Consider the following 4,783-nt stretch of genomic DNA (forward strand, 5'->3'; position numbering starts at 1 on the left):
TACCGCGTCAGGCATGGCACGGACGAGATGAGCGTCTTGGGATAGTCGTCCTTCGGTTCGTCAAGCACATTGGCCGTCGCTCCGCGCTCGACCACCTTGCCGCCGTACATGTTAATCACAGTGTCGCAGAGGTAGGGTTCCTGAAAAACCAGCTGGATGTCGCGCCGTACCGGCGGCAGACCCCGACATGCCCTCACCGAAAAGCTTCGTCGCGCCAGGAACCTCCAGCACGACGAGGACGCGGGCCAGCGTGGACTTGCTGGAGCCGATTTCAACTACACCACGACAATCCGCGCGGTTGGAAACAAAAGCTGACGCCCTGCAACGCGCGTGTCTCGGACGGTCTGGAGAACCAGCCGCAAACATTGTGGTCCTTTCAATGGAAATAATCGGTGCCACTGATGTTGGGATGGGTGATGGCTGTACCCGAAAGATGGGGATTTTTGCGACAGCACTTTTGGGGATTTTTTGATCCAGCATTTACAAAGTGGCAAGTAAGAGCGGGCGTTTATCTCGAGCGCGCGGCGGCAGGCAGCACCAAGGTGGGCAGCACCAAACTTGTCGGACAGCCGGATGACACTCAGACAGCTCCGGTCGCCCTGTTCGGGGTGCTTACGATTACGCATGATAGCCTCTGTGAAGTTGGCGACATTCGGCCCGATACTATCCGTCTTCGCATGTCGGTCGACGACACGACATTCCAAATGGAGGCTGCGATGACGACCTGATCGCAACCCGTTCCCTGCCTGATGACAGGCTCTTTAGGTTCGGCAGGGACGTGGTGTTCCGATAATGCTGTGCTCCGAACTGTTGCCGATCAAGATCGAGCACGCCTATGAGATGGGCACATCGGAATTGCATTTGAAACAGCATCATGTTGGCAGCCAATCGCGCTGACGACGGACCGAAGCATGCACCCGGGGTGATCTCAGACGAAGGCAGCGAAGATAGCAGAACGGCATAGAAAAGAAACTGTGATCAAATCCGCGGCTAGGCGGTCGGATGCCTATGTCGAAAAGCGCTTGACTGAGACGTCCCCGTTACCGAAGTCCAGAGCCTAGCCTGCGATCTTCACGGCGACTTCGTCTAAATCCCATACTTCGCCGGGGAGTGACTACCGTCGCCACAAAACGTGGCCGATCAGGGACCCGGCCTTGACGGTCCAGAGCCGTTTGGTCTCGTACGAAACGTCCACGCCCCATGCCAGCATCATTTCCTCGACCTCGCGCAGGTTCAAGTTGAACCGGGCGTGGAGCCAGACAACACAAGAATTGATCTTGGGCGGAAACCGGTGACGCTTATAACTGATGTTCTGAGTTTGCATCAGCACCAGCTACGCCGACATTGCTACACCGGCAGCCCATGGCCGATGAATGTGACAATACCCGCGACGCGCGTACAGCATAGAGAACGTCTTGTGGTGACGCCTCGGGCTGCTTGCAGGTGTGAGACCGGCCCCCCAAGCTCAGAACATTACACTTGGGAGCCAGAGCGCAATCTGAGGAAAAATCATCAGCAGCACGATCCCCAGAAGCATCGGCAAGACAAAGATGAGTGCCCCGCGTGCCGTATCCGAAAGCGACAGGTCAGGAACGACAGTGCGCAGCACGAAGAGGTTTAGACCGACCGGCGGGGTAATCGCCGCAATCTCGATCTGGATGGTGACGATAACGCCAAACCAGATCGGATCATATCCAAGGCCCACCACGGTTTCGAGGAAGATCGGCACCACGATAACCAGAATGCTCAGCGGATCGAGGAACATCCCCATGATCAAAAGAAGGATGTTGATCATCACGATGATGACCCATGGTTCGACATCCAGCCCGGTCAGGTAATTTGATACGTCCTGTGGCACGCCCAGCCGGGTCAGGACGAAGGAACTGAAAAGACCGCCGACCAGCAAGAGCATGAACATTCCTGTGGTGCGGACGGTTTTTTGTAATGCCTTCTGCATGACTCCTCCGCGCAAACGGCCCATGACAAGGGCAACCAGAACCGCCGCCGCGGCACCGAAGGCCCCGGTTTCAGAGGGTGTCGCAATGCCGACATAAAGCGAGACGATGATCATCACGGCAATCAGGATCGTTGGAATGGCTTGGGCACTTGTACTGACGCGCTCAGCAAAGCTAACCCTCTGGGTGATGCGCGGTGCGATCTCGGGTTTCATGAGGACCTGGATGATCACGGTCGCGGAAAGGAGTGCCGCCATCATCAGTCCGGGCAGAATGCCCCCCATGATGTCAACGGCAGAGCAAAATTGGACCAAAGGGCAGCGCAAAATGTTGCCACTTTGAAGGTGGCGTGATGAGTGTGCGGTCACGCGCTAGCATCCGGGCAACCGCGCTTGTCATTTAGCTGGAGGTTGCCCGGATGCTTTGGCCCGTCAGGGCCAATTGGTGCTGATTGTGGTTTAGGTTTCGCGGGCGGCCTGCCGCGCCTTGCTTTGTCCAAGGCGGTAACTTTCGCCATTCATCTCAAGGATGTTGACGTGGTGGGTCAGGCGGTCGAGCAGTGCGCCGGTCAAGCGTTCTGATCCAAAGGTCTCAGTCCATTCATCGAATGGTAGATTGCTAGTAATCAGCGTGGAGCCGCGCTCGTAACGTTGGGAGATCAGCTCGAACAACAGCTCAGCCCCGGTTTTGCTCAGCGGCACAAAGCCCAGTTCGTCGATGATCAGCAGCCTGTAACCCACCATCTGCTTTTGAAGCCGCAGGAGCCTGCGTTCATCACGCGCTTCCATCAGTTCATGGACCAGCGCTGCGGCGGTGACAAAACCAACAGCCAAGCCTTTCTGGCATGCCGACAGACCAAGGCCCAAGGCGACATGAGTCTTGCCAGTGCCTGAGGGGCCGAGTGCGATAACATTCTCACGCCGGTCAATCCATTCGCAACGCGCCAGCTCCAGCACCTGCATCTTGTTCAAAGCCGGGATCGCCTTGAACTCGAAGCTGTCCAGGCTTTTGACGGCCGGGAACTTGGCCGCCTTGATGCGTCGTTCGATCATCCGCCTTTCACGGTCGATCATTTCCAATTCGACCAAACGTGCGAGGAACTGAACATGGTCATGTCCCTCTGTGGCGCATTGGCGGGCCAGCTTGCCATATTCCCGCAGCACCGTTGGCAAGCGGAGAGATTTGAGCCGATGGTCCAGTAGAATTTGCGGCGCTTGTGTCATGCCGCTTTCCCCCGCTTCATCAGCGACATGTAGCTGGCCGCTGACGTCGTGCCAACATTGGCCTTTGGCAGATACGGATAGACATCCAGATCCAGTTTGGGTGGCCGTTTCTCGACCTGGCACAAGACAAGATGCTTGATGGCGTCAAACCCAATCGTCCCCATACGCAGCGCATTTTTGACGGCGACATTCAGGTCGGCCATCTCGAACGTTTCCAGCAACCGCAAGACCTGCACATACTCGCGCCGACCGGCCTTGATCATCCGGGCTTCCATCAGGCGGCGCAGGGTCGCAAATTCCTCTGGCAGTTCCCATGCCACCAATGGGGCAGCCTGATCCAGAGCCCCTGTCTTTTGCTCCAGCAGCGGCAGATAGTGGACAGGATCAAAGACCATGTCTTCGCGGTCCCAGCACCGGGGGTGGCGCGCAATCACATCACCACCACAGCCGATGACAACCTGATCGACATAGCCCCGGATCCAGACGTCACGGTGGCCATAGGCAACCGGCACCGAGTAATCATTGGTTTTGTAGCGCACCAGGGATTGTGCGTTCACCTGGCCGCTGGCCTGGTCACAAGCATCAAATGGAGACGCTGGCAGGTCCATCATTGCATCAAGATCGCGGGCCAGACGTTGCCCGATGTTGTCGCTATGCCCGCGCAAGACATCCGCTTGGCGCTTGCGGCATTTATCTTCCAGCCAAAGATTGAACGCCTCCCATGTCGCAAACTGAGGGATGGGCACCATGAAGTTGCGCCGTGCATATCCGACAAGACCCTCGACGGCGCCTTTATCGTTGCCCTTGCCGGGACGGCCATAACGATCATGGATGAAGTAATGTGACAGCAGCCCGCTAAACAGTTTGGTCCGCTTGCGCGATCCGTCCGGCAGGATCTTCGCAACAAGGCATCGGTCGTTGTCGTAGAGAACCGACAGCGGGACACGGCCAAAGAAGGCAAAGGCGTGGACATGGCCATCGACCCAGGCCTCGGAGACTGCTGCTGGATAGGCCCGCACAAAGCAGGCATCACTGAATGGTAGATCCAGCGCAAAGAAATGCGCCTTTTGCTCCACCCCGCCGATCACAACCATAGCTTCGCCGAAATCCGCCTGGGCGTTGCCAGGGGCGTGTGCCAACGGCACAAACATCTCCCGACTGCGCCGCCCATGTTCGCGGACATAGTTCTTTACCGTCGTGTAACCGCCTTGAAACTGGTGCTCGTCGCGCAGCCGTTCAAAGATGCGCTTGGCGGTGTGGCGCTGTTTGCGGGGACGCTTCAGATCGTCTTGCAGCCATTGATCAATGAAGCCCGTGAAACCATCGAGCTTGGGCCGCTTGATATCCGCCGTGCGCTGGTAGCCGGGCGGGACCGAGAACATCATCATCTTCTTCACGCTCGCACGCGATATCCCGAAATGGCTCGCTGCCGCACGTTCACTCATGCCCCCACGACGCGCGAGGCGCACCTTCCTGTAAAGTTCCACGCTGAAAATACCCCCGCCCTCCCTGAAAACAGAAAGGGCCAAAGTGGCAAAGTTTTACTCTGCCCGCAGCAAGACTATCCCGCCACTTCCGTGGCTCACTTTTGCACTGACGTTCTCA

Annotated in this window: 4 protein-coding genes and 2 pseudogenes; 1 reads left to right on the forward strand and 5 read right to left on the reverse strand. The window is 57.4% G+C overall.

The window, feature by feature from the left end:
- A pseudogene (locus A8B82_RS24645) lies at nucleotides 1–197 on the reverse strand (hypothetical protein); the annotation flags it as partial.
- A gap of 219 nt (nucleotides 198–416) precedes the next feature.
- Here A8B82_RS24645 and A8B82_RS21600 point away from each other — a divergent pair.
- Nucleotides 417–728, forward strand: coding sequence for a hypothetical protein (locus tag A8B82_RS21600; RefSeq protein ID WP_128910920.1), 312 nt, complete (start codon nucleotides 417–419; stop codon nucleotides 726–728).
- Between the two features lie 389 nt (nucleotides 729–1,117).
- On the opposite strand, the pseudogene A8B82_RS21605 reads toward A8B82_RS21600, so the two are convergent.
- The 4 genes and pseudogenes from A8B82_RS21605 to istA form a co-directional block, all read right to left on the reverse strand.
- Nucleotides 1,118–1,324, reverse strand: a pseudogene (locus tag A8B82_RS21605) (IS6 family transposase); the annotation flags it as partial.
- Between the two features lie 141 nt (nucleotides 1,325–1,465).
- Nucleotides 1,466–2,239, reverse strand: a complete 774-nt coding sequence (locus A8B82_RS21610) for a TRAP transporter large permease subunit (RefSeq protein ID WP_082899426.1) — start codon at nucleotides 2,237–2,239, stop codon at nucleotides 1,466–1,468.
- A 174-nt stretch (nucleotides 2,240–2,413) separates the two neighbouring features.
- On the reverse strand, nucleotides 2,414–3,178 hold the full coding sequence (gene istB, locus A8B82_RS21615; RefSeq protein WP_064224188.1) for an IS21-like element helper ATPase IstB: 765 nt from the start codon (nucleotides 3,176–3,178) through the stop codon (nucleotides 2,414–2,416).
- The gene (istA, locus tag A8B82_RS21620; protein ID WP_064224202.1) at nucleotides 3,175–4,665 is read right to left on the reverse strand and encodes an IS21 family transposase; all 1,491 of its coding nucleotides are present in this window, start codon (nucleotides 4,663–4,665) and stop codon (nucleotides 3,175–3,177) included. The genes istB and istA overlap by 4 nt, the downstream gene beginning before the upstream one ends.
- Nucleotides 4,666–4,783: the final 118 nt, after the last annotated feature.

This window comes from Sulfitobacter sp. EhC04 (genome assembly GCF_001650875.1).
In the GTDB taxonomy this organism is placed as follows: Bacteria; Pseudomonadota; Alphaproteobacteria; order Rhodobacterales; family Rhodobacteraceae; genus Sulfitobacter.

Coding starts and splice junctions, on each gene's coding strand:
- A8B82_RS21600 (WP_128910920.1), top strand. CDS start 417: ATGGCTGTACCCGAAAGATGGGGATTTTTGCGACAGCACTTTTGGGGA.
- istB (WP_064224188.1), bottom strand. CDS start 3,178: ATGACACAAGCGCCGCAAATTCTACTGGACCATCGGCTCAAATCTCTC.
- A8B82_RS21610 (WP_082899426.1), bottom strand. CDS start 2,239: ATGGGGGGCATTCTGCCCGGACTGATGATGGCGGCACTCCTTTCCGCG.